Genomic DNA, 25,570 nt, shown 5'->3' with positions numbered 1-25,570 from the left:
GGATCAGGACCGCGGCTCCTCGCCGCCCGCCTCGTCCTCCTGTGAGACATCCGTCAGCGACTCTTCCAAGCTGCGCACCTGTCCCGGCTGATCCAACTCTACCCTTTCGATCCGATTGAAGCGGCGTGTTAGTTTATCGCCGGTTATACGCAGCCTCTCGGTATCTTCGTGCGCCTGACGGATATGATCCGCAAGCTTTCCGAGGCGCTGATCGAACAGATTGAAATCCTTGCCGAGCTTACCGAGCTCGTCCTTGATGATGTGAACCTGCTCGCGGGTGGCGACATCCTTCATGACTGCACGCGCGGTATTCAGCACAGCCATGAGCGTGGTCGGCGATACGATCCAGACGCGCCGCTGCATGGCGAAATCCACGACTTCGGGATGATAGCCATGGATTTCGGCAAATACGGCTTCGGCTGGCACGAACATAACCGCACCATCGGACGTCTCGCCTGGAATGATGTACTTGGCGGCGATATCTTCCACGTGTTTTTTAACGTCCACGCGGAACTGCCTCTGCGCAACCAATCGATCGTTGTCGCCCACGCCGATTTCAAACATCCGATGATAGTTCTCCATTGGAAACTTTGAGTCCACGGCGACCATTCCCGTCGGCTCTGGCAGTTTGAGCACGCAATCAGCGCGGACATCCTTGCCTTCCCGGTCCTTACTCTTGAAAGTGTATTGAAACTCGAACGCGACCTCCGGAAGGATGTTGCGCACCAGGTTTTCTAGCTGCACTTCGCCGAAGGCGCCGCGCGAACGCTTGTCGCCGAGCAGCTCCTGCAGGCTCACCACGTTGCTGGTGAGCCCGTCGATCTTCTTCTGCGCCTCGTCGATGGTGGCCAGCCGCGCCATCACGCTGACGAAAGTCTCGTTGGTTTTCTTGAAACCTTCCTCGAGGCGCTCGGTGACTTTTCCGCTGATCTGCTCCAGCCGGGAATCGGTAGTTTTGGTCAGCAATTCCATCGACGCGGCGAGCTGGGCGGAGGCATTGCGCATCGTGGTCTGGATCAATTCCTGCTCGGCACGATTCTGCTCGGCCAGCGTCTGCAGGATGCGGGTCAGCACTTCGCTGCGCAACAAGTCGTGCTTGGCCTGCAGGTCGGCGCTCATCTCCGCAAGCTTGAGCGTGGTCGTCTCGCGCGTGGCGGAGAGCTCCTCGACCTGCTTGACCTGCAGGGCGCCGACGGTGCTGCGGGTCTGCGTGAGTTCCTGCGTGATGGTGTTGCGCAGGCGCTCGAACAATTCGTTCTGCGACGCGCTGAGGCGATCGCCCAGATTGTTCAGGCCGGCGTTGAGGTCCTTGAGCATCGCCATGTGCTTTTCTTCCAGCACACGCGCGAGCGATTCGGGATGCGTCACCTGGCGGTGCGCCATGCCGACGACGATGAAGATCAGGACGATGACCGCGACGAGTGTCGCGGCGGCAATAGCCATGGCAAGCAGGGCAAGGGAGAACTCAGGCATCGGACGAGTATAAACCAAGCACCACACCGCCCCCTCTCCTCAACCCTCTCCCGCAAGGGGAGAGGGAGTTCTAGAAAAAAAAACGGGCGACCAAGTGGTCGCCCGTTTGTTTTTTGGGAATCGGAGGCTCCCCCTCCCCTTGCGGGAGAGGGCCGGGGAGAGGGGGTGGGTTACGCCGCAGCCGTCGTGGTATCCCGCGACGCACGCTTGCGCTCATGCTCCTTCAGATGGCGCTTGCGGATGCGAATCGATTTCGGCGTGATCTCGACGAGTTCGTCGTCAGCGATAAATTCCACCGCTTTCTCCAGCGTCAGCTCGATGGGCGGCACCAGTCGCACGGCTTCATCGGTACCCGAGGCGCGAACGTTGGTGAGCTGCTTGCCCTTGATCGGATTGACCACCAGGTCGTTGTCGCGCGAATGGATGCCGATCACCATGCCTTCATACAGCGCATCACCCGGGGATACGAACATGCGGCCGCGGTCCTGCAGCTTCCACAAGGCGTAGGCAACCGCTTCGCCGTCGTCCTGGGAAATCAGCACGCCGTTGCGGCGCTCTTCCATGTCGCCCTTCACCGGGCCGTAGTCGTCGAAAATATGGCTGGCCAGTCCGGTACCACGCGTGATGTTGAGGAATTCGCCCTGGAAGCCGATCAGCCCGCGCGCCGGAATGCGGTACTCGAGACGGGTGCGGCCCTTGCCGTCGGCCTGCATGTCCTGCAGGTCGCCGCGGCGGCGGCCCAGTTCTTCCATCACCCCGCCCTGGTGACCGTCCTCGACGTCGACGGTCAGCAATTCGTACGGCTCCTCTTTCACGCCGTTCACGGTTCTCATCACCACCCGCGGGCGGCCGACCGCCATCTCGTAACCTTCGCGGCGCATGTTTTCAAGCAGGATGGTCAGATGCAGCTCGCCGCGGCCGGACACGACGAACGTGTCCGAATCGGCGGTGAATTCGACTTTCAGCGCAACATTCGATTGCAGCTCGCGCTCCAACCGCTCGCGGATCTGGCGGCTGGTGACGTACTTGCCGTCGCGGCCGGCCAGCGGCGAAGTATTGACCAGGAAATTCATGGTCAGCGTGGGCTCGTCCACCTTCAGCAGTGGCAGGCCTTCGGGTTTGGCCGGATCGCAAATGGTGACGCCGATGGCCACTTCTTCGATGCCATTGACCAGCACGATGTCCCCGGCTTCGGCTTCCTCGACCACCGTGCGCTCCAGGCCCTTGAACACGAGCACCTGATTGACCTTGGCCATCTTCGGCTCGCCATCCGGGCCCTGCATGACGGCAACCTGCTGTCCGGAGCGAATGCGTCCGTGCGCCACCCGGCCAATGCCGATGCGGCCGACGAAGCTGGAGTAGTCGAGCGAGCAGATCTGCAACTGCAGCGGCGCATCGGGATCGGCGTCGCGCACCGGCACGTGCTTCAGGATCGCGTCGAACAGGGGGCGCATGTCCGTGCTCGTCCGGGCCAGGTCGAGCGTGGCATAACCGTTGAGAGCCGAAGCGTACACAACGGGGAAATCGAGTTGTTCTTCGGCCGCGCCCAGCTTGTCGAACAGATCGAAGGTCTGGTTCACGACCCAATCAGGGCGCGCACCCGGACGATCCACCTTGTTGACCACGACGATGGGCTTGAGTCCGAGGGCCAGCGCCTTGCGCGTGACAAAACGGGTTTGCGGCATCGGGCCTTCCACCGCATCCACCAGTAACAGCACGCTGTCCACCATCGACAGAACGCGCTCCACCTCGCCGCCGAAATCGGCGTGGCCGGGGGTATCCACGATGTTGATGTGCGTGCCCTCGTACTGGACCGCGCAATTCTTCGCCAGGATGGTGATGCCGCGTTCCCTTTCCAGGTCGTTGGAATCCATGACGCGTTCGGCAATATGCTGGTGCGCGGCGAAGGTGCCCGACTGGCGCAGCAGCTTGTCGACCAGCGTGGTTTTACCGTGGTCGACGTGGGCAATGATGGCGATGTTGCGAACGTTGCGTGTCATGGAAAGCAGTGCGGCGAAAAAGGTCGCGAAGTGTACCACAGGGACGGTTGCAATTCATTGAATTTCCGTATAATGCGTTTGCCGACCCGCGATGCACAAAAAGACAGCCGAACCGCGTTATTTGCCGGCCAAAAAAATAAGAATATCCGAAGCCAAAGCCCGATGAAACCTTCGAACACCCCGCAAGCATCCGCGTCCAAGGCAAACCTGCAGTCGATAGCTAACCTGCTGAAGTCTGACGGTAACCAGACCGTCGGGAATTTCGCCGACCTCGCCATTCGCAGCCATTTCCAGCCGATCTTCAGCGTCGCCCACAGCCGCAGCGTAGGGTTCGAAGGCTTGATGCGCCCCACCGACCCGAATGGCCATCCGGTCTCGCCGCTGGATGTTTTCAGGATGGACCAGGACTTCTCCCATACCCTGACCGTCGACCGGCTTGCAAGCAGTGTCCATGTCCACAATTTCCTGCATCTCAAGGCCGACGGCTGGTTGTTCCTCAATATGCAGACCGAAGTCTTCCTGGAAAGCGTGCACGACGGCAATTTTCTCGGCCAGTTGCTGGAAGAAACGGGCTTCCCGCCGCATCGGGTCGTCATCGAAATACTGGAACAAGGCGTGCTGAACGAAGTGCGGCTGGGCGAGGCCGTCCAGTTCTTCCGCAAACAGGGTTTCCTGATTGCGCTGGACGACTTCGGGGCGGGTCATTCGAACTTCGACCGGGTGTGGAACCTGCAGCCGGACATCGTCAAACTCGACCGTTCCATGATCACGCAGGCGGGCAGCAATCTGCGCATCCGACGTATGATGCCAGTGATGGTCTCGCTGCTGCACGAGGCGGGATCGCTGGTTCTGATGGAAGGCATCGAGACCGCAGGCGAAGCGCTGATGGCCATGGATGCCGATGCCGACTTCGTGCAGGGTTATTACTTCGCCGTACCGGCCGAGTCACCGCCCGCCAGGGAGAAAAGCCGCGCCCTGTTCGATCAGTTGTGGATCGATTTCCGCGAAGTCACCTTGCCCGAGGTTTCATTCCATCGGCGCGAGGTCAGTCCCTACATTAACGCTATCGGCTATGCCGCCAGCTTGATCGAATCCGGCATTCCACTGACCCATGCCGCCAGCGGATTTCTCGATCTGGCCGGCGCCGAACGTTGCTACCTGCTCGACAGCGAGGGCCGGCAGATCGGCGAAAACATGGTCAATCCGCGCCACATCGCGGTTGCGGACCAACGTTTTGGTCCCGTGGCCAACGCGCAAGGCGCGAACTGGTCGCGGCGCTTCTATTTCCGCCGCGCGCTCGAGCACCCCGGAAAAGTGCAGGTGACGCGGCCCTATCTCTCCATCGCCGGCGCCAATCAGTGCATTACGGTTTCCATCGGTAGCCTGGTCAATGGCGAAATGCGCGTGCTGTGCGGTGACGTAAGTTGGCGCGACCGCGGGCCGGTGAAGCGTTAACTGCAGGGGCTAGGGACTAGGGGCTAGTGATCTCAAGATTTTTCCCCTAGCCCCTAGTCCCTAGCCCCTGTTTATCACGCGCTCGCGCGAAACACCTGCATCGGTGGCGTGCGCAGCACTTTCGCGGTTCCGAGCAGCCCGGCGACGGTGACGCCCCCGGCACCGATCAGCAATCCCGCCAGCCATACCCACGGATTGATCGCGTAAGGCAGGTTCAATACCCTGTCGGCCAGCACATACCCTATCGCCGTGGCGCCGACTGCGGCAAGCAATCCGGCCAGCGCACCGATCAAGGCGAACTCGGCGGCCTGGACGGCGCGCAACTGGCGGCTCGACGCGCCGAGCGTGCGCATCACCGCCGCGTCGAATTCACGTTCGTCATGCGTGCTGCTGACGGCAGCGAACAACACCAGCAAGCCGGCCGCGATGCTGAACAGAAATACGAATTCGATCGCGCTGACCACCTGGTCCATCATGTGCTGCACTTGCGCAAGGATTGCCGCCACGTCGATGACCAGTAGATTCGGGAAGCGCTTCACCAGAGCGTCCAGCAGCACCGAGCGCTCGGCCGCCAGATGCAGGCTGGTGACGTAGCTCGCCGGAAATTTTTCCAGCACGCCCGGCGGTGCGATCACGAAAAAATTCACGCGGAAAGAATCCCATCCCACCTTGCGCAGCGATACGATTTCCGCCGTCAGGCGCGAGCCGGCAATGTCGTAAGTCACGGTGTCGCCCGGCTTCACGCCGATCGTCTTGGCAATGCCCTCCTCGACCGACAGCACCGCTTTTCCGGCATCGCGGCCGTCGAACCAGCGGCCGGCGACGATCGCGTTGTCGGGTTGCATCGACTGTGTCCACGACAGATTGAATTCGCGATCGACCAGCCGGCGCGCGCGATCCTCTGCATAGTCGCGCGACGACACCGGCTTGCCGTTGATCTCCACCAGCCGCCCGCGAACCATCGGAAACAGCCTTGGCGGCGGCACGCCACTGGCGGTGAAGAACTGCGCGATCGCCTGCAACTGATCGGGCTGGATGTTCACCAGGAAGCGATTCGGCGCATCGACCGGCAAGCCGTTGCGCCAGTTGTCGAGCAGATCCGCCCGCACCAGCGTCAGCAGGATCAGCGCCATCAGCCCGAGTCCAAGCGCCGTCACCTGGACCATGCTGCCGGCACGATGCCGGCGCAGATTGGCCAGACCGAATCGCCAGTTGAAGCCGGCGGACCGACCGACGGAGGACAACAACCGCAGCACCACCAGCGTCAGCACGGCACTCGCCGCCGCCGTGCCCAGCACCCCGCCCAGTACGTAGAGTCCCAGCTTCAGTTCCTGCGCCTGCCACAGCACCAGGCCGGCGACTGCGGCGCCACCCAGGAGATAGGCGGATACGCTCATCGAGTTCGGCGCACCGAGGTCCCGGCGCAGCACGCGCAAAGTCGGCACCGTCTTCAGCGCGATGAGCGGCGGCAGCGCAAATCCAAGCAGCATCACGAACCCGGCGACCATGCCCTGCACCAGGGGCCGCAGTCCGGGTGCAGGCAAAGTCACCGAAACCACCGGCGCCAATACCGCCGCCAGCACGAACTGGAACGCGAAGCCGACCGCGCAGCCGAGTGCGCCCGCAACCAGTCCGATCATGACAAACTGCAAACCATGCAGACTCAGGATCAGCGTCTGCCCGGCGCCGAGGCAACGCATGATCGCGCAGGCATCCAGATGGCGCTGAAGATAGCGGCGGGCAGCGAGCGCCACCGCGACGCCGGCCAGGATCACCGTCATGAGCGCGGACAATCCGAGGAAGCGCTCGGCGCGCTCCAGCGCCGCCTTGATTTCCGGGCGCGCATCGCGAATATCCTCGACGCGCTGTCCCGGGCCGATCCCCTGCGCGGCAAAGTCGCGGAATGACGCGATCGCCGGAACACCGCCGGCGACAAACAGCCGGTACGACACGCGGCTGCCCGACTGGATCAGGCCGGTGGAGGGCAGGTCTGTCGCGTTCATCATCAGCCGCGGGCCGAGGTTGATGAAGCCGGCGCTGGATTCGGGTTCTTCGCTCACCAGGGCGGCAATCTTGAATTCGCGCTCGCCGAGGCCGACGCGGTTGCCGATTTTCAGATCGAGACGGCGCAGCAGACGATCATCCACCCAGACTTCGCCCGCAGCCGGAATGCGCCGAGGCTCGAAATCCGCCCCGGATTCGGATGATCGAACGCGCAGCTTGCCTCGCAGCGGATAGCCTGGCGCAATCGCCTTGACCTCTGTCAGCAACGTGCGCCCCGCGAACTGCGTCATGCTCGGAAACCGCACTGCAGCCGTCGTCGACAATCCGCGGCGCTGCGCTTCCTGCCGGAAGCGGTCAGCGACGGGTTTGTCGGACACGATGACCAGGTCGGCACCGAGCAATTGATTGGCTTCGCTCGTGAGCGATCGTCCGACCCGATCCGCGAAAAAAGCCACGGTCGTCACGCTGGCGACCGCCACGATAAGCGCAAGCGCGAGCAGGCGCTGCTCGCCGGCGCGCCAGTCGCGCGCAAGCATGCGCGTCGCCAGCTTCAGTACCGCGACGGAGCCGAGGTCAGCGCCGTTCATCGTTCGTCAGCCGGCCCGCCGCGAGGCCGATGCGCCGCGTGCAGCGCTGCGCAAGGACTTCATCATGCGTGACCAGCAACAGCGTGGTGCTCGCCACGCGGTTCAGTTCGAACATCAGCGAGACGATCTCTTCGCCCGTTGCCGAATCGAGGTTGCCGGTCGGCTCGTCGGCGAACAGCACACTCGGGTCGGCGGCAAAAGCACGCGCGACCGCGACACGCTGTTGCTCGCCGCCGGAAAGCTGGCGGGGATAGTGCGTGAGTCGCGAGCCGAGGCCCACCCGCCCAAGCCAGTCCGCAGCGCGGTCCCGCGCGTCGGGTTTGCCGCCGAGTTCCAGCGGCAGCATCACGTTTTCCAGTGCGGTGAGCGCGGGCAGCAACTGGAACGACTGGAACACGAAGCCCACGCGGTCGCGCCGCAGTCGTGCCCGGCCGTCTTCGTCCAGCGCGAACAAGTCGGCGCCGTCGATATGAACCGTCCCCGAAGTCGGTATGTCCAGCCCGGCGAGCAACGCCAGCAGCGTGGTCTTGCCCGAACCTGAAGCGCCGTGGATGGCGACCGCTTCACCGCGGCCGATCTCCAGGGACACGTCCTGAAGGATGGTCAGCGCGGCGCTGCCCGTGAAAACTTGCTTGGTCAAACCGGCCGCCCTCACAATGGGCGGCATGAACTCTTCAGCCATGCGGTCGATTCTTCTCTTTCTGCTGTTGGTCATCGTTCCGGCGTCGGCGGTCCGCGCCGCCCAGACCATTCTGGTCCTGGGCGACAGCATTTCCGCCGGCTACGGCCTGGCGCAAGGCGAGGGCTGGGTCGCGCTGCTGGAACAGCGCATCCAGCGCGACAAACTCGATTATCGGGTAGTCAACGCCAGTATCAGCGGCGAGACCACGCTCGGCGGGCTCAATCGCATCTCAGCCGCGCTCAAGGAACATCATCCCGCCGTGGTCATCGTCGCGCTCGGCGCCAACGACGGCCTGCGTGGCAATCCGCTGGAACAAACCCGTCGCAATCTGATTGCCATCGCCGAAGCCTGCCGCAAGGCCGGTGCGAAAGTCGTGATCGCCGGCATGCGCATCCCCCCGAACTACGGTCCGGTCTATACGCGCCGCTTCGAAGGCCTGTTCGCGGAGGTCGCTAGACAGCAGAATGTGTCTCTGGTTCCATTCATGCTCCAGGGCTTTGCCGACGACCGCAAGATGTTTCAGGCCGACGGGCTTCACCCGGTCGCCGGCGCGCAATCGCGCATCCTCGATAACGTCTATCACCGGCTGCGTCCGCTGCTGCTCCCGCGTTCACGACGCTGAAACGCAACCCTGTCGCCGTCCGCCCCCGTGTTCGGCACGTTAACGGTAGCACAGCTCTTCTGTTTCGACGAGAACGCAGCCGGCGCTCCGGGTTCTTCGGATTATTTGCAACCTGTGTGTTGGCAACCGGATGACCGCCGGCCTTTCACGACGATTTCCATGATTATATTGAGGGGGATTCTTATGGCGGGAAGTCGACAAGAGGCGTTTGCGCGACCTTAAGTTTGATTTAAGTCACGTTCTATAGATTCCGGGCTTGGGTAGATGGCGCTTATGCGTTCCCGAGGCGACAGGATGAAAGAATTATTGCGGTATCTGTTGGAACTCGGTGCGGCAAGCGCCACGGGAGAAATGAAGCATGCGATTGTTGCTGGTTGAAGACGACTCGATGATTGGCAACAGCGTTCAGCAGGGCTTGCGGCAGGACGGCTATTCCGTCGATTGGGTGCAGGACGGCCGGGCCGCGGAATTGGCGTTGGGCAACGAAATATACGACCTCATGCTGCTGGATCTGACGCTGCCCAAAAAAAGCGGTAGCGAAGTACTCGGGAGCCTGCGCGCCCAGGGAAATCTCATTCCGGTATTGATCCTGACCGCACGGGACGCCGTGGCGGAGCGGGTGAAGGCGCTCGACGGCGGTGCCGACGACTTTCTGACAAAGCCATTCGACCTGGATGAACTCGCCGCCCGCGTCCGCGCCCTGCTGCGTCGTCGGGCCGGACGCGCCACGCCATCGATCCAGCACGGCAACCTCATCCTGAATCCTGCCAGGCACGAAGCGTCTCTGCGCGGAAAAGAGCTCGCGCTATCTGCAAAGGAATTTGCGCTTCTTGCGGCCTTCCTGGACCAGCCGGGGGTGGTGTTGTCGCGCGCGCAACTGGAAGAAAAATTGTATGGGTGGGACGGCGAGATAGGGAGCAACGCGGTGGAAGTCTACATCCACTCTCTGCGCAAGAAGCTCGGCAAGGACTTCATCAAGAATATCCGCGGCGTGGGTTACATGGCGCGCAAGCCGAGATGAAATCCATTCGGCGCCAGCTGCTCGTGTCGCTGCTTTCGACGCTCCTGCTCATCGGCCTTTTTGCCACCCTCGGAATTTATATTACGGTCGAGGACGAATTCAACGAAATTTTCGATTACGAACTCAGACAGGTCGCTCTGTCTTTTCGGGAGGACTCGCTGGGCAGCCCGATAGGCCCACCGATTCAGATTGTCGACGAGGAGGACGATCTCGTGATCCAGATATGGGATCGCGCCGGCACACTCGTCTACGTGTCGGATGCACTGCCCGCACTGCCGCCGCGCGCCCAATCCGGCTATTCCCTGGAGTCGACCCCGGGCACCCAGTGGCGGGTATTCAGTATCCGGTTGCGCGAGCATACCATCCAGGTCGCCCAGCCGGTGGGTGTCCGGCAAGCGCTCGCCGCACGCGCTGCCGTACGTACGTTGGCGCCGATGCTGTTTCTGATTGCAGCGCTTGGTATCGTGATCTGGATCATCGTCGGGAGGGGACTGCGCCCGCTCAACAGGGTCACCGACGCCGTCGAGCAACGCTCGGCGTCGGCCCTGCAGCCGCTGCCCGACGACAACCTGCCCGGCGAAGTGAAGCCGCTGGTCGCGGCACTCAACGATCTGTTGCACCGGCTGGGAAACGCGTTGGAGATGCAACGTACGTTCATTGCCGATGCGGCGCACGAGCTGCGCACGCCGCTCACCGCGGTGCAGCTGCAGATTCAGCTGGCGGAGCGTGCAATCAGCGAGGAAGAACGGGCGGTCGCGTTCGTGCAATTGCGCGATGGTGTGAAACGCGCCGTTCATCTCGTGCAGCAGTTGCTGGCGCTCGCAAGCCACGAACCCGAACTTATCGGACGCTGTTCGACGCCGCTGGACCTGGCGCAACTGGCCAGGCAGGCAGTCGCAGACTACGCCGCCATTGCGGATGCAAAGGAAATCGATATCGGCATTGACGGCGACCAATTGCTGTGGACGACCGGGGATCCGGAGGCGTTGCGCGTGATGCTCGGCAACCTGATCGATAACGCGATCCGATACACCCAGCGTGGCGGCAAAATAGATGTCAGCGCAAGTGCGGAAGACGGCGAACCGGTCCTTGTGGTCAAGGACAACGGCCCCGGCATTCCGAAGGATTTTCGCGCGAGAGCTTTCGACCGATTCTCGCGGCAGGAAGGGTCCGGCGAGCCCGGTAGCGGGCTGGGACTGGCGATCGTCAGAAACGTTGTCACGCGCCATCGCGCAACTATCGCGCTTGCGGCAGGCGATCATGAACGCGGTCTTCGCGTAACGATACGCTTCCCGGTGCAGTAAACTATGAAACCCGAAACCATGATGCTTGATTCCAGTACCGTCCGCACCCGCGTCGTCGCCACGCTGGTCTTTGTGTTCTGCATTGTCTGGTTTGGCAATCTCGATTATCGCAGCCTCGTGCGCCCGGACGAGGGGCGCTACGCCGAAATCGCGCGGGAGATGGCGGTAACCGGAGACTGGACCACGCCGCGGCTGAACGGCATCAAGTATTTCGAGAAGCCGCCGCTGCAGTACTGGATGACCGCCGCAGCTTACAAGGCTTTCGGCGAACACGAGTGGACGGCCCGTCTGTGGGCCGCCCTGACGGGATTTGCGGGCGTGCTGATGGTGGGATTCGCCGGCGCGAGTTTATTCGGCCGGCGGACGGGATATTACTCGGCGATGGTTCTGGCGAGCAGCGTCCTTTACGCTGTAGTCGGTCATATCAATACGCTCGACATGGGCGTCACGTTCTGCATGACGCTCGGATTGCTCGGTTTCCTGCTGGCTCAGCGCGGCGACGCGAGGACGCGCGAAACGCGCTTGTGGATGCTGCTGGCCTGGGCGGCGATGGGCTTCGGTTTCCTGAGCAAAGGCCTGATCGGCCTGGCCCTGCCGGCCGCTGCCATGGTTGCCTACGCGCTCGTTCATCGCGACATTGCATTCCTGAAACGGCTCGAACCGGTCCCCGGTATCGCGATCATGCTGGCGATCGCCATGCCCTGGATCATCGCGGTGTCGATCGCCAACCCGGAGTTTGCGCACTTCTTTTTCATACATGAACATTTCCAGCGCTTCTTAACGCAAATCCATCACCGTACGGCGCCATGGTGGTATTTCGTCCCGATCCTGATCGCCGGCATGCTGCCCTGGACGACAATGCTGGGACAGGCGCTGATCGCTGCATGGAAAGGCGATCCGGGCGGACAGTCGTTCAAGCCGCGGCGGTTTCTGCTTCTCTACGCAGCCGTGATTTTTCTGTTCTTCAGCGCATCGCAGTCCAAGCTGCCGTCGTATATTCTGCCGATTTTTCCCGCGCTCGCGCTGCTCGTCGGCGAATGGCTCGCCCGTATCCGCGGGCGCTCGTTGACGTGGCTGATCCTGCCGATCGCCATCCTCGCGCTCACCGGCGCCATCGCCTCGCCCTTCGTTGAGAATTACCCCAGCGAAAATGTGCCGGCGGCGCTATACGCGATGTTCGGCAGATGGATACTCGCGGGCACCTTGACGTTGCTCGCGGCCTCCTGCCTTGCAATGTTTTTCGCCTGGCGCGAACGCATCGAAGCCGCCGTTATTGCGCTCGCCGCCGGGGGGGTGCTGATCATTCAACTCATCATGACCGGACATGAAACGCTGTCGCCGTCCTACTCCACGTCACATCTGGCCGGCACGATCCGGCCTCTTCTCGACGCGGACACCCCCTTCTACAGCGTGCGCACCTATGAGCAGACGCTGCCTTTCTATATCAAACGAACCGTGACGCTGGTCGACTACGGCGATGAACTGGATTTCGGACTGAAACAGGAGCCGGAACTGGAAATTCCGACCATTGAAGAGTTCGAGGCACGCTGGCGCAACGATCGCAAGGCGCTGGCGATCATGGGGCCGGACATCTACCGCGAATTGACGGGACGCGGACTGCCGATGCGTCTGCTCGCCGAAGATGCGCGCCGTGTTATCGTGTCAAAACCATGAATTTCATCAGTTTCATGCTGGTACTCGCGGGCGTACTGCTGAATGCCGCGGCACAACTGTTCCTCAAAGCCGGCACCAACGGTATTGGGGCATTCGCCTTTACTGCCGACAACCTGGTTCCGGTGGGGATCAAGGTCGCTTCCAATCCTTTTATCGTAAGCGGCCTTGGCTGCTACGCTGTCAGTGTGGTGGTCTGGATCATGGCGCTGTCGCGCGTTGAGGTAAGCCTCGCCTATCCGATGCTTTCGATCGGCTATGTCGTCAACGCCGTCGCCGCCTGGTATCTGTTCGGCGAAGCGCTGACTGCGCAGCGCATGATCGGTATCGGCACCATTATCGTCGGCGTTTTTCTGGTGGCACGCTCGTGACCGCGCGCACTCCGGTCGTTTCCTACCTCCCGTTCGCGCGTCCGTCGATCGACGAGGAATCCATAGCCGGCGTGGCGGAAGTACTGCGCTCGGGCTGGATCGCCGGCGGACCGAACGTGCTCAAGTTCGAGCAGGCCCTTTCTGAATATCACGAGGGGCGGCCGACGCGGGTCGTAACTTCGGCCACCGCGGCCCTCGAACTGGCCCTGCAGGTTGCCGGCGTCGGCCCCGGAGCCGAGGTGATCACCTCGGCAATGAGTTTTTTTGCGGCGCCGAACATGATCGTAAAAGTCGGTGCAAAGCCGGTGTTCGTGGACTGCGATGTCATCACGCGCAACATCGATTTCGACCAAGTGGAAGCTTCAATCACGCCGCGCACCAGGGCAATCATGCCGACGCATTTCGCCGGACTGCCGGTGGACCTCGAACGCCTGTATGCCATCGCGCAGAAGTACGGGCTGCGGGTAATCGAAGACGCCGCACTGGCGATCGGCTCGCGCTGGCGGGGCCGGCGCATCGGCGCTTTCGGCGACCTGGTTGTGTTCAGCTTCCACCCGAACAAGAACTTGACCACCATCGAGGGCGGCGCGCTAATGATGAGCGATGAAGCCGAGGTGAAGTTGTTCGAGAAGCTGCGCTTTCACGGCATCGTGCGCCTGCCGGACGGCACCCGCGACGTGGACGTCGCCGGCGGGAAGTTCAACCTGTCGGACGTCAACGCCCGCATCGGCCTGGCACAGCTCGCCCGGCTCGAGGAATTCAATGCGGCACGGCGCATGCTGGCAGCCCGCTATTTCGCGAATCTGCGCACCGAACCGCAATGCACTATGCCGGCACACGCGCACGCCGGCGAGGAAGAAGGCCACAGCTGGAACATGTTCTGCGTGCTGTTGCCGCTCAAGCGGCTCGACATCACGCGCAAACAATTCATCGACGCCATGCACGTGCGCGGCATCGGCATAGGCATTTCCTATGAGGCCCTGCATCTGACCACGCTGTGCCGCGGCTTCGGGTACCGCGAGGGCGATTTTCCGAACGCCGAACGCATCGCACGCGAAACCGTGACGTTGCCCCTGTTTCCGGCGATGAATGCCAGCGACGTCGATCGCGTTTGCCAGGCCGTTGCCGAGACTCTTGCCGGCGCCCGGCGCTGACGCCCACCATCCGGATCATCCCATGTCCCAACCCACCCTTTCGGTCGTCATCCCGGTCTACAACGAAGAAGCCGGACTGCCCGCCTTGTTCGCCCGGCTTTATCCGGCGCTGGACGCGATGGAAATGACGTATGAGATCATTTTTGTCAACGACGGCAGCCGTGACCGCTCGGCGGCGGTGTTGCGCAAACAATTCGAGCGGCGGACGGACGTCACCAGGATCATCCTGTTCAACGCCAACTACGGCCAGCACCTGGCGATCATGGCTGCTTTCCAATATTCGCGCGGCAAGCGCATCGTGACGCTGGATGCCGACTTGCAGAACCCGCCCGAGGAAATCGGCAAGCTGCTGGCCAAGATGGATGAGGGTTACGACTACGTCGGCGGAGTGCGTGCCGAGCGCCAGGACACCTGGTTTCGCCGCAATGCCTCGCGTCTGCTGAACCGGTTGCGGGAGCGCACTACGCGCATCCACATGACCGACCAAGGGTGCATGTTGCGCGCCTACGACAGGCAGGTCGTGGATGCGATCAACAAATGCGAAGAGGTCAACACTTTTGTTCCGGCGCTGGCCTACACTTTTTCCAGCAATCCGGCCGAGGTCGAAGTCGCGCACGAAGAGCGCGCGGCCGGCACGACCCAGTATTCCCTGTACAAGCTGATGCGGCTCAACTTCGACCTGGTTACCGGGTTCTCGCTGGCGCCGTTGCAGGCGTTCTCCCTGGTCGGCTTTGTCCTGGCCGTCTCTTCGACCGGCGTGGTGGTGTTCCAGATCTTTCACCGGCTTGTGCGCGGCGAGGCCGCCGAAGGGATGTTTCAGTCGGTGACGGACGCCGCGCAGTTCTTCCTGTTCGGCGTAGTGCTGTTCGGCATCGGCTTGCTGGGCGAATACATCGGCCGCATCTACCAGGAAGTTCTGCGCCGGCCGCGCTTCATCGTCAGCGCCGTGCTCGAAGAGCGCCCGGAGACGGCGCAGGCCGACAAGCCCGCCGATCTCCAAAAGACTTCCGCGATCCGCTGACACCACGATGACCACCGCCGTGGTTTTCGCGTATCACGACGTCGGAGTGCGCTGCCTGAAAGTTCTGCTCGCACAGGGCGTAACCGTGCCCCTGGTCGTCACACACCAGGACAATCCGGCCGAGAACATCTGGTTCGACAGTGTCGCCGCGGTGGCGCGCGAACACGGTATTCCCGCGATCACGCCGGACAACCCGAACCTGCCCGCCACGGTCGAGCGAGTCACCGGCGAGAGTCCCGATTTCCTGTTCTCGTTCTACTTCCGGCACATGATAGGCTCGCGACTGCTTGCCGCCGCGAAACGTGGGGCGTTGAACATGCACGGTTCGCTGCTGCCGAAATATCGCGGAAGGGTTCCGGTCAATTGGGCAGTCATCAAGGGCGAACAGGAAACCGGGGCCACGCTGCACTACATGGTTGAAAAACCCGACGCCGGTGATATCGTCGACCGGCAGGCGGTGCCAATCCTGCCGGACGACACCGCGCCTGAAGTCTTCCGCAAGGTCACATTCGCGGCGGAAATCGTCCTGCATCGCAGTCTTCCCTTGTTGATCGCCGGCACTGCGCCGCGCATCAAACAGGAGCTGGCGCGCGGATCGTACTTCGGCGGCCGCAAACCCGAGGACGGACGCATCGACTGGAACAACACCGCCGAGGCGGTCCACAACCTGGTGCGCGGCGTCGCTCCGCCCTATCCGGGCGCTTTCACGACGATCGCCGGAAAGACCGTGCGCATTCTGAAGTCCCTGCGCCAGTCCGGACCCCGCGGCAGTTTTTCCGCGCCCACCCTATTTGTGGAAAACGGGATTTGCTTCGCGCAATGCGCCGATGGCGGCGTTTTGCGCATCGACGACATCGAACTTGCCGGGCGGCGGCTCGAGCCTCGTGAAATCGATACCGCGCTCGGCCCCACCCCCCTTTCATTACCTTCCTGAACCCTGAGCCTGACGTGAAAAAAATTCTGATCCTCGGCGTAAACGGCTTCATCGGCCATCATCTTTCCAAGCGCATCATCGACACCACCGACTGGGAAGTGTTCGGCATGGACATGCAGACCGAGCGTGTCTCCACATTGCTCGACCACAAGCGCTTCCATTTCTTCGAAGGCGACATCACCATCAACAAGGAATGGATCGAGTATCACATCCGCAAGTGCGACTCGGTGCTGCCGTTAGTGGCAATCGCAACGCCGGCCACGTACGTCAAGGAGCCGCTGCGAGTGTTCGAACTGGACTTCGAGGCCAATCTGCCGATCGTGCGCCACGCGGTGAAGTACGGCAAACGGGTGATCTTCCCTTCCACGTCCGAAGTCTACGGAATGTGCCGGGATGGCGAGTTCGATCCGGAAAGTTCCGAGTTGATCTACGGGCCGATCAACAAGCCGCGCTGGATCTACGCCTGCGCCAAACAGTTGATGGACCGCGTCATCGCCGCCTATGGCCAGCAGGAAGGGCTCGACTACACTTTGTTCCGTCCCTTCAACTGGATCGGGGCCGGGCTGGACAACATCCACACGCCGAAGGAAGGCAGCTCGCGGGTGATCACGCAATTCTTCGGCCATATCGTGCGCGGCGAGGCCATCAAACTGGTGGACGGCGGCACTCAGAAACGCGCCTTCACCTATATCGACGACGGCATCGACGCGCTGATGAAGATCATCGAAAACAGGGACGGCATCGCCAGCGCCAAAATCTACAACGTCGGTAACCCGAAAAACAACTATTCGGTTCGCGAACTGGCGAAGATGATGGTCGATCTCGCCCTCACCTATCCCGAGTACCAGGCGGCCGCGAAGCTGGTAAAAACGGTCGAAACCACCTCCGATGCCTATTACGGCAACGGTTACCAGGACGTGCAGAACCGGGTACCGAAGATCGACAACACCCGCAAGGATCTCGGCTGGCAACCGAAAGTCGACATGCAGACTGCGCTCAGGAATATCTTCGATGCCTATCGCAGCCACGTGGCCGATGCCCGCAATCTGGTCAATTGATTCATGAAACTGGCCCTCAAGATAGACGTCGATACCTATCGTGGCACCCGTCAGGGCGCGCCGCGCCTGGTGGAAATCCTGAAGGCGCGCAAAGCCGGCGCCAGTTTTCTGTTTTCAGTCGGGCCAGATCACACCGGCAGAGCCATCACGCGCGTGTTTCGCGCCGGATTTCTGCGCAAGGTGCGCCGTACCTCCGTGCTCAAGCACTACGGCTTCAAGACCCTGCTCTACGGGACCCTGCTTCCCGCGCCCGATATTGGAAGGGAATGCGCGGGCGTCATGCGCGATGTGCGCGATGCCGGGTTCGAAGTCGGAATCCACACCTGGGATCACGTGTTGTGGCAGGACAATGTAGTCCGTGCCGATGCGCGGTGGACGCGCCGGCAGATGGACCTTGCCTGCGAGCGCTTCGAGGAAATTTTCGGCGAACCAGCGCGCATACACGGTGCGGCGGGCTGGCAGATGAATCGCCATGCCTACCGGCTCACGCAACGGCTGGGTTTCAATTTCTGCTCGGACACGCGTGGCAGCGGACCTTTCGTGCCGGTCTATCAGGGCGAGATTGTCGCCTGTCCGCAATTGCCCACGACGCTGCCCACGCTGGACGAAATGATCGGCCTGGATGGCGTCACTGCCGGGAATGTCGTCGACCGGCTGCTGGAGTTGACGCGAAAGCAAACCCCGTCCGGACACGTGTTCACGTTGCACGCCGAACTGGAAGGCATGAAGTTCGCCCCGCTCTTCGAGCAGCTTCTGGACGGCTGGCGGGACCAGGGACACGAACTGGTCTCGCTCGGCAACTACCTGGAATCCCTGACATTCGACGATTTGCCGCGACACGAAATCGCCACCGGCCCGATCCCCGGTCGCAGCGGCGTACTGGCCTTGCAGGGTCGCGAATTTCTCGCCGGTACCTGATACCTCCCAGGCTCCAACCCTTCACCCTTACACTCCACATTTTGGTATTGCATTCGACCAAGGTTTCGGTAAACATAGCCTCAGGCAATGGAAACTTCGCTGGTTGGCCTCAAGGTTCCCGATTTCGAGATCGCTTCGACCGGGAGCAAGACGTTCAAGCTCTCAGCCTCCCTGGGAAGCCCGCTGGTCCTCTACTTTTATCCGAAGGACAACACCCCGGGCTGCACCACCGAAGGCCAGCAGTTCCGCGACCTGCATGCGGAATTCGCAAAACTCGGTTGCGCCGTCCATGGCGTTTCGCGCGATAGCATGAAATCGCACGAAGGCTTCAAGTCGAAGATGGGTTTCCCGTTCGACCTGCTTTCCGACCCGGACGAGAAAGTCTGCAATCTGTTCGGTGTCATGAAGATGAAAAACATGTATGGCAAACAGGTGCACGGCATCGAGCGCAGCACGTTCGTCATCGATGCCCGCGGCAGCGTTCGCAAGGAATGGCGCGGCGTCAGAGTGCCCGGCCATGCCCAGGAGGTTCTGGAATTCGTAAGATCCATTTAACCGACACACTCAGGAGCGCGGATGATCCCCCGACGGAGTAAATCCTCTATTCACTCTCGCATTCGCTTCATTTCCCGTCCTTCCGGGGCAGCTTTATGATTCACCGCAAAGCGTCCGCCCCCACCCTGGTCACCACGCTTCACCCTCGCAACAAGCTGTTCGTTCTCGATACCAACGTTTTGATGCACGATCCGACGAGCTTGTTCCGGTTCGAGGAGCACGACGTGTATCTGCCGATGGTCACCCTCGAGGAACTGGATTCCAACAAGAGAGGCATGTCCGAAGTCGCTCGCAATGCGCGTCAGGCCAGCCGCTTTCTCGACGAAATCGTTTCCAAGGCTGTCGAGGACATCGCCGCGGGAATCCCGCTGGAGAATGCCGGTGCCAAGGAGGCAACCGGGCGGCTGTTCCTGCAGACCGAATCGATTACGGGCGAGTTGCCGGCACGACTGGCGGCCGGCAAGGCGGACAACCAGATCATCGGTGTGGTGAAACACCTGCAAGAAACCCACGACAAACGACAGGTGATCCTGGTCAGCAAGGACATCAACATGCGCATCAAGGCGCGTGCCCTGGGCTTTGCGGCGGAGGATTATTTCAACGACAAGGTCCTCGAAGACACCGACCTGCTGTACACCGGCGTGCGCGGACTGCCGGCGGATTTCTGGGACCAGCACGGCAAGGAAATGGAGTCCTGGCAGCAGGACGGCCGCACTTATTATCGCGTGCGTGGACCACTGTGCGACAGTCTGATGGTCAACGAGTTCGTGTTCCTCGAGACCGAGAAGCCATTCTACGCGCAGGTCAAGGAGCAAAGCGGCAAGACGGCGATTCTGCAGACCATCCGTGAATACACCCATCAGAAAAACAACATCTGGGGCATCGTCGCCCGCAACCGGGAACAGAACTTTGCGCTGAACCTGCTGATGAATCCGGATGTGGACTTCGTCACGCTGCTCGGCCAGGCCGGCACCGGCAAGACACTGCTGACGCTGGCGGCCGGCCTGATGCAGACCCTCGAGGACAAGGTCTATTCCGAAATCATCATGACCCGGGTCACCGTGCCGGTGGGCGAGGACATCGGCTTCCTGCCCGGTACCGAGGAAGAAAAGATGACCCCGTGGATGGGCGCGCTCGACGACAATCTGGATGTACTCAACAAGACCGACGACGAGGCCGGCGAATGGGGTCGCGCGGCAACGCGCGACCTGATCCGTTCGCGCATAAAAGTGAAGTCGCTGAACTTCATGCGCGGCCGCACCTTCATCAACAAGTTCCTGATCATCGACGAGGCGCAGAACCTCACTCCGAAGCAGATGAAAACCCTGATCACCCGCGCCGGTCCGGGCACCAAGGTGGTTTGCCTCGGCAACATCTCGCAGATCGACACGCCCTACCTGACCGAGGGCAGTTCCGGTCTGACTTACGTGGTGGATCGCTTCAAGGGCTGGGCGCACAGCGGCCATGTCACGCTGATGCGCGGCGAACGCTCGCGGCTGGCGGATCACGCCGCCGAGGTTCTATGACAGAGGTTCTCTGACAGGGGCTCTTTGGCAGATTGGCACCCTGGTTGGCGGGGCGTTGCGCCCCAGTCGGGTTCGGGCTAGACTGCCGCACACTATATATGGTGCATATGCACTGAAACCTTACAACATCTAGTTAAAAGCGAGTGCTTAGACCGATCCCCCCACAGTTGGCGTGGCAGGCGATAACGGCCTTGGCCGGGATTTTCACCCTTGTTTCCGCACTCGCCGCCCCGGTTGACCTGTGGCGTATCATCGTTAAATCCCATCAGGGTGAACCGTTTCTGGCGACCGCCGTACTCGCTTCGCTGCCGGACGAACACATTTCCACGGAATGCCTGTCGATGGGCCCCGAGAGCGATGCTCCGGGTTCGGAAATGCCTTTCCTCAGCACGGCCAACCTGAAGCTGAACGCCGCACGCAGCGCAGTCGAAATCAGCACCAGGGAACCGATCACCGCACCCGCGCTGGCATTGGTTCTGCGGGTGCAGTGTGCGGGCGCCCCGCTCTACGCCCGACACTTCGTTGCGCTGATCCCGCCAGCCGCCGCGAAGACCGCGGAGCCGGGCGCCGGCGCAACGCCGACGAAACGTCGCGGCTTTCATCTCAGTATCCTGCGAGGCGACACCGTCGAAGGCATCGCTGCAGTCATCTTTCCCGGCCAGCGCGCCCTGCAGCAGGATTTGGTGCGTCAGGTCATCGCGGGCAATCCGAACGTGTTTCCGAACGGTGTCAACCGGGAAGTCGCCGCCGGCACGGTGCTTTGGTTTCCGGACCTGCGCGAGATCCGAAAATCGGCCCAGACAAAACCTCCCGCGTCCGCAAAGGCCGCTGCCGGCACACGCCGTCCGAGCGGCAGCGTCGCGACACCTCCCGCCGAGGCTGCACCGGCGGAAGTCGTCGAGGAAGTGCCGGTCAAGCCGCGCCAACCGGACACGTTGCGTCGCGCACTCGCGCTCGGTGACAAACCCGGACCGCAGGAGTGCAAACAGCTGATGCAGCTCTGCGGCGCCGAAGCAGCGGCCGTTGCACCTGGTTCGCCAGCGCTGGGCGAGAAGGCGCGCGCGCTGGAATCCGGCGTCAAGGAATTGCGCCTGCAGCAGGAAAACATCGACAGCCAGTTGCAACGCATCGAGCAGTCGCTGATGGCACTGCAAAAGACGGCGGCCACCGCGCCCGCGCCCGTTGAGGCGAAGCCGGTGCCGCCGCCTCCGCCACCGCGTCAGGAAATTCGTGTGCAGACCGAGCCGATTTCCTGGTACATCTGGCTCGGGTTTGCGGGATTCATCGTTGCGGCGGCACTCAGCGGCTTCGCATTCGGCCGACGCGGTTCGTTTACGCGCGGCCTCGCCGATACCGACGAGCAACTCGACCGCATGCTGGCGACCGCGGCAACTGTGATGCGCGAACTGGAATCCGCCCCGAAGCCGGCGCCGGCTCCACGGATTAGCCTGCCGATGCCCCCGCCTACGCCGCGGCTGCCGCCCGCCAGCCCGGAGCCCGGAGAATCCGGTGACGAACCGCCGCCTACTACCGAACCCGGGCGCGCGCCCGAACCCGCCCCCGACAACCAGGCGACGCAACCGACAACCGACGTGGATCTCAAGCTCGAAAGCGAGCCGCCGGCTCAGCCTCAGATCGCCGGTCTGTCGAACGATGTGCTCTTCGAGATGGATCAGGCGCTCGACAACACGCGCTCGATGTTCACGGACGTGGATCGTTTCATCGCACTTGGGCGCACCCAGAATGCATTGAGTCTGTTGCAATTCCAGGTTCACAAGGATCCCAAGGACAGGGATTCCTGGATCAAGCTGATGGCAATCTACCGGCAGGAAAAGATGGATGTCGAACTGGCGAAGGCCGCGCGCGAGTTCAGGAACCATTTCCCGCGCGAGAATCCGCCCGCGGTCTGAACCGCGAGAGTCCTAAGGTCTAAGGCTTTCACCGCAGAGGACGCGGAGGACGCAGAGGAAAGTCGAAACCGAAAAGATCCCCAGGAAGACACGAAGAAAAGCTGTGGCGGCTTTTCTTGCCGGTAGCAAGCGAGAATTGATCAGCCCTGACTTGAAAGCAAATCACCCGTCGGACTGACAATGCCTACCAGAGCGCATGCCACTTCCGAGTCTGTCTGTTCTTGATTTTCCTCGGCGTCCTCCGCGTCCTCTGCGGTGAAGACTGAAGGCTTGTAAGCCGCGGATCAGAAGCGGCCGGGATCGGCGAAGTTGGCGAACCTAGTGTACTCGCCGAGAAAAGTTAGGGTGACAGTTCCGGTTGGCCCGTTTCGCTGCTTGCCGACAATGACTTCCGCCTGCCCTTTCACAGTTGAGGCCTCCTTGGTGTAGACCTCATCACGATAAATAAACAGAATTACATCGGCATCCTGCTCGATAGCACCTGATTCCCGGAGGTCGGACATCATTGGTCGCTTGTCCGGACGTTGCTCCAAGCTGCGATTGAGCTGCGATAGCGCGACCACGGGGCAATTCAGTTCCTTGGCCAATCCTTTCAAGGATCGCGAGATTTCTGAAATCTCAGTGGCCCGATTTTCACCTTGGGTGCTGGAAGACATCAACTGCAGGTAATCAACGACGATCAATCCCAATTTGCCGTACTCACGATGTAATCTGCGGGCCCGTGCACGCAGTTCCAGCGGATTCAGCGCCGCTGTGTCGTCGATATGAAGCGGCGCATCGTTCAATTTTCCAACCGCCTCGGTAAGTTTTCTCCAATCTCCATCGTCCAGCTTGCCGATACGCAATTTATGCTGGTCCAGCCTTCCAATGCTTCCGAGCATCCTCATGCAAAGTTGGGATGCGCCCATTTCCATGCTGAACACACCCACGGGAAGTCGCTCGTCTACAGCAACATGTTCCGCGATATTCATCGCCAGGGACGTTTTCCCCATTGACGGGCGCCCCGCCACGACAATTAAGTCCCCAGGTTGCAGCCCGGCGGTTTTTTCGTCCAGATCCGTGAATCCAGTCGGGACACCCGTTACATTGGATTTACTGGGTGAGTTGTAGAGTTCGTCAATCTTTTCGACAACTTGCGTTAGGATCGGAGAAATCTGTTGGAAACCCTGCTTGCCGCGCGCCCCCTCTTCCGAAATCGCAAACACCTTCGATTCCGCCTCGTCGAGCAATTGCCCCGCTTCCCTGCCCATCGGGTTGTAAGCCGTCTCGGCGATTTCGGTGCCGACCTCGGCCAGCTTGCGCATCACTGCGCGGTCGCGCACGATCTCTGCATAGCGCCGGATGTTGGCGGCGGTGGGCGTGTTCTGCGACAGCGCGCCGAGGTAGGCGAGCCCGCCGATGCCATCCAGCTCCTTGGTACTCTCCAGGCTTTCGGAGACGGTGATGACGTCGGCCGGCCTTGAATTGCTGATCAGCTTCGAGACATGCCGGTAAATAAGCCGATGATCGGCGCGGTAGAAATCCGATTCGCCGATCATGTCGGCGATCTTGTCCCAGGCCGCATTATCGAGCAGCAACCCGCCGAGCACCGACTGCTCCGCCTCCACCGAATGCGGCGGCAGTTTGATGAACTCGACCTGGGTGTCGGCGACGCCGACACGTTGCGTTGCGAACGGCGCCATGAGATATGGAGGTGTTGTAAAAGCGAAAAGGTGGCGCGAACGGATCTGACGCTAGCTATTATTCGGAAGCCGATGAGGCACGCAAGAAGAAAAATTAAAAGGGCTGTTTTCACAGCCCTTTTTTTTCTTAACGACCGCCTGCGAATCAGTTCGAAGTGTCGCCCAGAACCGAGACCGTAATGGTCGTCGTGACGTCGGCGTTGAGATCAAGCGTGATGGGATAGTCTCCGACCTGCTTGAGCGGCCCTTGGGGCAGCCGCACCATGGCCTTGGTCACTTCATGACCTTGGGCTTTCAGCGACTCGGCGATGTCATAGTTGGTCACCGAACCGAACAGCCGGCCATCCACGCCGGCCTTCTGCGTGATCTGGATCATCAGGCCTTCGAGCTTGCCCGCGCGCTCCTGGGCAAGCGCGAGCGCCTTGTTATGCACGGCCTCGAGCTCGGCACGGCGCACCTTGAATTCCTCGATCGCCTTTTCGGTCGCACGCTTGGCCTTGCCCTGCGGGATCAGGAAATTGCGGGCGAAGCCGTCCTTGACCTTGACGACATCGCCGAGCTGGCCGAGGTTGTGCACTTTTTCCATCAGGATGATTTGCATGTCCGCGCTCCTCAGTGCAGATCGGTATACGGCAGCAACGCCAGGTAGCGCGCGCGCTTGATGGCCACCGACAGTTGTCGCTGGAAGTGCGTCTTCGTGCCGGTGATGCGGGCCGGAATGATGCGGCCGTTTTCGTTGATGAAATCCTTCAGGATTTCAACGTCCTTGTAGTCCACTTCCTTGATGCCTTCCGCGGTAAAGCGGCAGAACTTGCGGCGACGGAACAACGGGCGATTGCTGCGTTCCTTGCCTTTGTCCTTGCCTTTGCCTTTACTGCCTCCGAAACGTGCCATTGATCTATCCTCGATTCAATTCAAAACTGTTCACATGCAACACGGGTAGTCTCGACTGCCTGCTGCGCAGCGCCAGGAAGCCTTCGAAGCTGTATTCGCCTTCCAGCGGCATCCGGCTCAGTTTTTCGGCCACTTCGCCCAGCGCCACCCCGTCGATCTCGAGGCTGACGCTTCTGGGCCTGCCTGCTTCGACCTGCTCGGAAACGTGGCCTATCCTGAAATTCAGCGCGGGCATCCCGGCAGGCGTATGTCGAAGCTGTTCGCGCCCGATCAGTGTTCCGCTCAAAACCGTCGTGTTGCGGTTCACCCGGACCTAAGCGGTCTCTGCCGGGGCCGGCTTTTCGCCGCCTTCGGACCTGGGGCTATCAGTCCTGGCGCCTTCGCCGACCACGGTACGCGACTTCTCTTCCTTCATCATCGGGGAAGGCTCGGTCACCGCGCGCGTCATGTTCACGATCAGATGGCGCAGCACCGCATCATTGAACTTGTACGCATGTTCGAGCTCATCCAGAGCGGACTGGTCGCACTCGATGTTCATGAGCACGTAGTGCGCCTTGTGCACCTTCTGGATCGGGAAAGTCAGCTGACGGCGGCCCCAGTCCTCGAGCCGATGGATGTGTCCACCGCGCGAGGTCACCATCTGGCGGTAGCGTTCGATCATCCCGGGGACCTGTTCGCTCTGGTCGGGATGGACGATGAAAACGATCTCGTAATGCCGCATTGATTTG

Annotated in this window: 23 protein-coding genes; 14 read left to right on the top strand and 9 right to left on the bottom strand. The window is 61.4% G+C overall.

All coding sequences use genetic code 11. From position 1 onward, the window contains the following. Positions 1–3: 3 nt before the first annotated feature. Positions 4–1,473: a DNA recombination protein RmuC gene (rmuC, locus tag HY067_16155; protein ID MBI3529485.1), complete on the bottom strand. Its 1,470-nt coding sequence runs from the start codon at positions 1,471–1,473 to the stop codon at positions 4–6. Positions 1,474–1,643: 170 nt separating this feature from the next. After that, positions 1,644–3,473: a translational GTPase TypA gene (gene typA / locus HY067_16150; GenBank protein ID MBI3529484.1), complete on the bottom strand. Its 1,830-nt coding sequence runs from the start codon at positions 3,471–3,473 to the stop codon at positions 1,644–1,646. A 162-nt stretch (positions 3,474–3,635) separates the two neighbouring features. Between typA and HY067_16145 the strand changes: the two genes are divergently transcribed. Further along, positions 3,636–4,928: an EAL domain-containing protein gene (locus HY067_16145; protein ID MBI3529483.1), complete on the top strand. Its 1,293-nt coding sequence runs from the start codon at positions 3,636–3,638 to the stop codon at positions 4,926–4,928. Between the two features lie 74 nt (positions 4,929–5,002). Here HY067_16145 and HY067_16140 read toward each other — a convergent pair whose 3' ends face one another. Together HY067_16140 and HY067_16135 are read right to left on the bottom strand one after the other, a co-directional pair. Beyond that, a complete protein-coding gene (locus tag HY067_16140; protein MBI3529482.1) occupies positions 5,003–7,519 on the bottom strand; it encodes an ABC transporter permease in 2,517 nt (838 codons plus the stop codon). After that, positions 7,506–8,201, bottom strand: coding sequence for an ATP-binding cassette domain-containing protein (locus HY067_16135; GenBank protein ID MBI3529481.1), 696 nt, complete (start codon positions 8,199–8,201; stop codon positions 7,506–7,508). Before HY067_16135 ends, HY067_16140 begins: the two co-directional genes overlap by 14 nt. Between HY067_16135 and HY067_16130 the strand changes: the two genes are divergently transcribed. The 13 genes from HY067_16130 to HY067_16070 all read left to right on the top strand — a co-directional run bounded on the left by HY067_16130 (position 8,200) and on the right by HY067_16070 (position 22,266). Continuing rightward, positions 8,200–8,823, top strand: a complete 624-nt coding sequence (locus tag HY067_16130) for an arylesterase (protein MBI3529480.1) — start codon at positions 8,200–8,202, stop codon at positions 8,821–8,823. The genes HY067_16135 and HY067_16130 overlap by 2 nt on opposite strands. A 358-nt stretch (positions 8,824–9,181) precedes the next feature. Next, a complete protein-coding gene (locus HY067_16125; GenBank protein MBI3529479.1) occupies positions 9,182–9,844 on the top strand; it encodes a response regulator transcription factor in 663 nt (220 codons plus the stop codon). Then, positions 9,841–11,148 carry a sensor histidine kinase N-terminal domain-containing protein gene (locus HY067_16120; GenBank protein ID MBI3529478.1) on the top strand — a complete coding sequence of 436 codons (1,308 nt, stop codon included), beginning with the start codon at positions 9,841–9,843 and terminating at the stop codon, positions 11,146–11,148. The genes HY067_16125 and HY067_16120 overlap by 4 nt, the downstream gene beginning before the upstream one ends. Positions 11,149–11,169: 21 nt before the next feature. After that, a complete protein-coding gene (locus HY067_16115) occupies positions 11,170–12,822 on the top strand; it encodes a glycosyltransferase family 39 protein (GenBank protein ID MBI3529477.1) in 1,653 nt (550 codons plus the stop codon). Then, positions 12,819–13,190 (top strand): 4-amino-4-deoxy-L-arabinose transferase, encoded by a 372-nt coding sequence (locus HY067_16110; protein ID MBI3529476.1) that lies wholly within the window; start codon positions 12,819–12,821, stop codon positions 13,188–13,190. Before HY067_16115 ends, HY067_16110 begins: the two co-directional genes overlap by 4 nt. After that, complete coding sequence (locus tag HY067_16105) at positions 13,187–14,344, top strand: DegT/DnrJ/EryC1/StrS aminotransferase family protein (protein MBI3529475.1); 1,158 nt, start codon at positions 13,187–13,189, stop codon at positions 14,342–14,344. Before HY067_16110 ends, HY067_16105 begins: the two co-directional genes overlap by 4 nt. A 22-nt stretch (positions 14,345–14,366) precedes the next feature. Next, positions 14,367–15,365: a glycosyltransferase gene (locus HY067_16100; protein ID MBI3529474.1), complete on the top strand. Its 999-nt coding sequence runs from the start codon at positions 14,367–14,369 to the stop codon at positions 15,363–15,365. Between the two features lie 7 nt (positions 15,366–15,372). Beyond that, positions 15,373–16,299 (top strand): formyltransferase, encoded by a 927-nt coding sequence (locus tag HY067_16095; protein ID MBI3529473.1) that lies wholly within the window; start codon positions 15,373–15,375, stop codon positions 16,297–16,299. Positions 16,300–16,313: 14 nt separating this feature from the next. Beyond that, positions 16,314–17,357 (top strand): bifunctional UDP-4-keto-pentose/UDP-xylose synthase, encoded by a 1,044-nt coding sequence (locus HY067_16090; GenBank protein ID MBI3529472.1) that lies wholly within the window; start codon positions 16,314–16,316, stop codon positions 17,355–17,357. A gap of 3 nt (positions 17,358–17,360) precedes the next feature. Further along, on the top strand, positions 17,361–18,275 hold the full coding sequence (locus HY067_16085) for a 4-deoxy-4-formamido-L-arabinose-phosphoundecaprenol deformylase (GenBank protein MBI3529471.1): 915 nt from the start codon (positions 17,361–17,363) through the stop codon (positions 18,273–18,275). An 87-nt stretch (positions 18,276–18,362) separates the two neighbouring features. Next, positions 18,363–18,830, top strand: a complete 468-nt coding sequence (locus tag HY067_16080) for a peroxiredoxin (protein MBI3529470.1) — start codon at positions 18,363–18,365, stop codon at positions 18,828–18,830. A 95-nt stretch (positions 18,831–18,925) separates the two neighbouring features. Continuing rightward, positions 18,926–20,356: a PhoH family protein gene (locus HY067_16075; GenBank protein MBI3529469.1), complete on the top strand. Its 1,431-nt coding sequence runs from the start codon at positions 18,926–18,928 to the stop codon at positions 20,354–20,356. 143 nt (positions 20,357–20,499) lie between these two features. Next, the gene (locus tag HY067_16070) at positions 20,500–22,266 is read left to right on the top strand and encodes a hypothetical protein (GenBank protein MBI3529468.1); all 1,767 of its coding nucleotides are present in this window, start codon (positions 20,500–20,502) and stop codon (positions 22,264–22,266) included. A gap of 284 nt (positions 22,267–22,550) precedes the next feature. Here the strand turns inward: HY067_16070 and dnaB are convergent, their stop codons facing one another. The 5 genes from dnaB to rpsF all read right to left on the bottom strand — a co-directional run bounded on the left by dnaB (position 22,551) and on the right by rpsF (position 25,563). Then, complete coding sequence (gene dnaB / locus HY067_16065) at positions 22,551–23,948, bottom strand: replicative DNA helicase (GenBank protein MBI3529467.1); 1,398 nt, start codon at positions 23,946–23,948, stop codon at positions 22,551–22,553. A gap of 145 nt (positions 23,949–24,093) precedes the next feature. Continuing rightward, a complete protein-coding gene (locus HY067_16060) occupies positions 24,094–24,549 on the bottom strand; it encodes a 50S ribosomal protein L9 (GenBank protein MBI3529466.1) in 456 nt (151 codons plus the stop codon). Between the two features lie 11 nt (positions 24,550–24,560). Continuing rightward, positions 24,561–24,842 (bottom strand): 30S ribosomal protein S18, encoded by a 282-nt coding sequence (locus tag HY067_16055; protein MBI3529465.1) that lies wholly within the window; start codon positions 24,840–24,842, stop codon positions 24,561–24,563. Positions 24,843–24,846: 4 nt separating this feature from the next. After that, complete coding sequence (gene priB / locus HY067_16050; GenBank protein MBI3529464.1) at positions 24,847–25,128, bottom strand: primosomal replication protein N; 282 nt, start codon at positions 25,126–25,128, stop codon at positions 24,847–24,849. A gap of 27 nt (positions 25,129–25,155) precedes the next feature. After that, on the bottom strand, positions 25,156–25,563 hold the full coding sequence (rpsF, locus tag HY067_16045; protein MBI3529463.1) for a 30S ribosomal protein S6: 408 nt from the start codon (positions 25,561–25,563) through the stop codon (positions 25,156–25,158). Positions 25,564–25,570: the final 7 nt, after the last annotated feature.

The sequence above is a fragment of the Betaproteobacteria bacterium genome (assembly GCA_016194905.1).
In the GTDB taxonomy this organism is placed as follows: Bacteria; Pseudomonadota; Gammaproteobacteria; order Burkholderiales; family JACQAP01; genus JACQAP01.
This window is presented reverse-complemented; position numbering and strand designations above follow the sequence as displayed.

Bases quoted from the DNA above. Each gene is read 5' to 3' on its own strand.
- HY067_16115 (MBI3529477.1), top strand. From the start codon at position 11,170: ATGCTTGATTCCAGTACCGTCCGCACCCGCGTCGTCGCCACGCTGGTC.
- dnaB (MBI3529467.1), bottom strand. From the start codon at position 23,948: ATGGCGCCGTTCGCAACGCAACGTGTCGGCGTCGCCGACACCCAGGTC.
- HY067_16085 (MBI3529471.1), top strand. From the start codon at position 17,361: ATGAAACTGGCCCTCAAGATAGACGTCGATACCTATCGTGGCACCCGT.
- HY067_16135 (MBI3529481.1), bottom strand. From the start codon at position 8,201: ATGGCTGAAGAGTTCATGCCGCCCATTGTGAGGGCGGCCGGTTTGACC.
- HY067_16055 (MBI3529465.1), bottom strand. From the start codon at position 24,842: ATGGCACGTTTCGGAGGCAGTAAAGGCAAAGGCAAGGACAAAGGCAAG.
- HY067_16130 (MBI3529480.1), top strand. From the start codon at position 8,200: ATGCGGTCGATTCTTCTCTTTCTGCTGTTGGTCATCGTTCCGGCGTCG.
- rmuC (MBI3529485.1), bottom strand. From the start codon at position 1,473: ATGCCTGAGTTCTCCCTTGCCCTGCTTGCCATGGCTATTGCCGCCGCG.
- HY067_16125 (MBI3529479.1), top strand. From the start codon at position 9,182: ATGCGATTGTTGCTGGTTGAAGACGACTCGATGATTGGCAACAGCGTT.
- HY067_16145 (MBI3529483.1), top strand. From the start codon at position 3,636: ATGAAACCTTCGAACACCCCGCAAGCATCCGCGTCCAAGGCAAACCTG.
- HY067_16110 (MBI3529476.1), top strand. From the start codon at position 12,819: ATGAATTTCATCAGTTTCATGCTGGTACTCGCGGGCGTACTGCTGAAT.
- typA (MBI3529484.1), bottom strand. From the start codon at position 3,473: ATGACACGCAACGTTCGCAACATCGCCATCATTGCCCACGTCGACCAC.
- HY067_16075 (MBI3529469.1), top strand. From the start codon at position 18,926: ATGATTCACCGCAAAGCGTCCGCCCCCACCCTGGTCACCACGCTTCAC.
- HY067_16095 (MBI3529473.1), top strand. From the start codon at position 15,373: ATGACCACCGCCGTGGTTTTCGCGTATCACGACGTCGGAGTGCGCTGC.
- HY067_16140 (MBI3529482.1), bottom strand. From the start codon at position 7,519: ATGAACGGCGCTGACCTCGGCTCCGTCGCGGTACTGAAGCTGGCGACG.
- HY067_16120 (MBI3529478.1), top strand. From the start codon at position 9,841: ATGAAATCCATTCGGCGCCAGCTGCTCGTGTCGCTGCTTTCGACGCTC.
- rpsF (MBI3529463.1), bottom strand. From the start codon at position 25,563: ATGCGGCATTACGAGATCGTTTTCATCGTCCATCCCGACCAGAGCGAA.
- HY067_16100 (MBI3529474.1), top strand. From the start codon at position 14,367: ATGTCCCAACCCACCCTTTCGGTCGTCATCCCGGTCTACAACGAAGAA.
- HY067_16060 (MBI3529466.1), bottom strand. From the start codon at position 24,549: ATGCAAATCATCCTGATGGAAAAAGTGCACAACCTCGGCCAGCTCGGC.
- HY067_16080 (MBI3529470.1), top strand. From the start codon at position 18,363: ATGGAAACTTCGCTGGTTGGCCTCAAGGTTCCCGATTTCGAGATCGCT.